The 2,971-nt window shown below is 38.2% G+C and carries 3 protein-coding genes and 1 pseudogene; all 4 read right to left on the minus strand.

The window, feature by feature from the left end; genetic code table 11:
- Window positions 1-639 (minus strand): annotated as a pseudogene (gene serS, locus ATS74_RS09915) (serine--tRNA ligase); the annotation flags it as partial.
- Between the two features lie 209 nt (window positions 640-848).
- Window positions 849-1,220 (minus strand): hypothetical protein, encoded by a 372-nt coding sequence (locus ATS74_RS09920; protein ID WP_058548754.1) that lies wholly within the window; start codon window positions 1,218-1,220, stop codon window positions 849-851.
- Window positions 1,208-2,017 carry a hypothetical protein gene (locus tag ATS74_RS09925; RefSeq protein WP_058548755.1) on the minus strand — a complete coding sequence of 270 codons (810 nt, stop codon included), beginning with the start codon at window positions 2,015-2,017 and terminating at the stop codon, window positions 1,208-1,210. Before ATS74_RS09925 ends, ATS74_RS09920 begins: the two co-directional genes overlap by 13 nt.
- A 204-nt stretch (window positions 2,018-2,221) precedes the next feature.
- A partial coding sequence (gene serS, locus ATS74_RS09930; protein ID WP_082660582.1) for a serine--tRNA ligase occupies window positions 2,222-2,971 on the minus strand: 750 nt, incomplete at its 5' end.

Below are 2,971 nucleotides of genomic sequence, written 5' to 3' on the forward strand. Positions count from 1 at the left end.
TAAACCTGAGCCGTTTAGTGTATGTAGTAACTCTGGTTTTTTAGCACCTTCACGGCGAAAACGTGCTTGCATACGGCGTGCTTGGAAATCGTGCATATTTGAACAAGACGAAATTTCGCGGTAGGTATCTTGCGCCGGTAACCATACTTCTAAGTCGTATGTTTTAGCTGCGCCAAAGCCCATGTCGCCCATACATAAAATGACTTTGCGGTACGGAAGTTCTAGTGCTTGTAGTATTTGCTCTGCGTGGCCTGTTAGCTCTTCAAGTGCTTGCATAGAATCTTCTGGTTTTACTAGTTGTACTAGTTCAACTTTATCAAACTGGTGCTGGCGAATTAAACCACGTGTATCGCGCCCGTAGCTGCCTGCTTCACTTCTAAAACATGGCGTGTGTGCAGTTAAGCGAATTGGTAAATCACTTTCTTCGTAAATTTCGTCGCGTGCGCTGTTTGTAAGCGGTACTTCTGCTGTAGGGATTAAGCTAAAGCCAGCTTGTTGTTCACCGTCGTCGTTTACTAGGCCTAATGTGTGGAATAAGTCGCCTGCAAACTTAGGCAATTGGCTTGTGCCGTAAAGGCTTGCGCTGTTTACTAAGTACGGTACATACATTTCTGTATAACCGTTTGTGTCTGTGTGGGTCCTAGTATGTTTTGCGTTAGAAATTTAAGGATGTTAATTAATTGCTTCTAGTTTCATTTATAGTGTCTACTAAGTATTTTACTTAGTAGAAGCAACCTGATTTAAAATTTTGTCTGTCGTTGTATCGGCCATAACAACACCCGTTTTCTCTATAAAAAATGATTATAGCTCTGTAGTAATAATGAAGAGCAAGTGCTGTAGTAAACCTCTTAATCCACGCATGCTCTATTTAAATCATTTGAAAGTATCTCAATTTGCCGGATTGTATCTTCTACCTTTTTTCTAATCTCTTCTTTAGTAAAAACTATATGGCAGCCACTTTTACTAATTATTTCCAATGAAGTTAAATTTTTATCCATTGTTTTTGCTTCGGTAGATGACTGCTGATATTGCCATACATTTACTTCACCTGATTTTAAAGGCATTTCCATCACTTGAGTTCCGTACTCGCTTTTAAAAACCGCTTTTAATAATAAGTGTTCATCAGTCGAATTTTTAACACTTGCCCAGTAAGTACTTGAACATGCAGTAAGAACAAATATTGATAAAAACACTAGCGCTGAGTTTTTTATTTTTTCCATACAATTTCAGAACTCCAGATTAACCTTTTAATATCAATTTCAAAAGCAATACTGTTTGTGATACGTTGTTTCATATCAGCATTATTTTTAGTTTCATTATAGTATCTCATTAAATCAATTTTACCTTTTTTCGGATAGCCTGGAGTAGATGATTTAACACTCTGTAAAAGGGTATTACTGCTACCTTTATGGCCCCAAGATAAACTAATCCCTCCAACATACATTAAAATTGAATGTCCGAATTCATGAGCAGAAACCAATTTAAATTCTTCATTAATCATTTCTTCGGGTATACCAGCTTTTCTAGATCCTTTTTGGTATTTAAAACTTGCATCTATACCTAAAATTGAAGGGTTTGATGAACGGCCATAATCTGGGGTCTCTTCAATTTCTAGATCTACAGGAATCGCATCTGCGCTGTTTTTATGCAATGGGTTTACTATTACGTTAAACCGAACACCTGCAACTGTAATACTATTTGACCAATATTTCTTGATTCCATCTACAGCAAGTCCTTTTAACTTTTTATAGTCACCGTCCCTTAAATTATTTTTTTTGAAATTGAGGTAAACATTTATACTAATAGTTCTTAAACTACTATTAATAGTACTTTTTGCCCAAGTGGCTCCATGGGCACCGTTATGGACTTTTATTTTTCTTATTGGTCCTTGTCTCGAGGGACCAACAGTCCTCATCCTAAAATTAACTGTCGGTTTATCGATATCTTTATGTAAGTATTCTTCGAAGATTTTTAACGTAAGGTTGTTATTCTTATCTTTAGCAACTGCGGCCTCCATTAATGTACTCCATGACAATCTATATGATTGAAAACTTTGGTTAAGTTTACAATTCCTTTCCCCTATTATAGAAACACTATAATACCTAAAATATTTGAAAGTCAAACATAGGTTATATTTTTACAAGACATTTAAAACAAAAAAGCCGCTGTTTATTTAAAACAGCGGCTTTTCTACTTAAAGCTTAAAACTGGCAGCTCGTTTTTAAGTTTTACCAATCACTTCAAGTCCACCCATGTATGGGCGTAATACTTCTGGTACTAAAACTGAGCCGTCCGCTTGTTGGTAGTTTTCTAGTATGGCAACTAGTGTACGACCAACCGCTAAACCTGAGCCGTTTAGTGTATGTAGTAACTCTGGTTTTTTAGCACCTTCACGGCGAAAACGTGCTTGCATACGGCGTGCTTGGAAATCGTGCATATTTGAACAAGACGAAATTTCGCGGTAGGTATCTTGCGCCGGTAACCATACTTCTAAGTCGTATGTTTTAGCTGCGCCAAAGCCCATGTCGCCCATACATAAAATGACTTTGCGGTACGGAAGTTCTAGTGCTTGTAGTATTTGCTCTGCGTGGCCTGTTAGCTCTTCAAGTGCTTGCATAGAATCTTCTGGTTTTACTAGTTGTACTAGTTCAACTTTATCAAACTGGTGCTGGCGAATTAAACCACGTGTATCGCGCCCGTAGCTGCCTGCTTCACTTCTAAAACATGGCGTGTGTGCAGTTAAGCGAATTGGTAAATCACTTTCTTCGTAAATTTCGTCGCGTGCGCTGTTTGTAAGCGGTACTTCTGCTGTAGGGATTAAGCTAAAGCCAGCTTGTTGTTCACCGTCGTCGTTTACTAGGCCTAATGTGTGGAATAAGTCGCCTGCAAACTTAGGCAATTGGCTTGTGCCGTAAAGGCTTGCGCTGTTTACTAAGTACGGTACATACATTTCTGTATAACCGTTTGTGTC

Origin of the sequence: Pseudoalteromonas sp. H103, assembly GCF_001469205.1 — a bacterium.
Classification (GTDB): domain Bacteria; phylum Pseudomonadota; class Gammaproteobacteria; order Enterobacterales; family Alteromonadaceae; genus Pseudoalteromonas; species Pseudoalteromonas carrageenovora.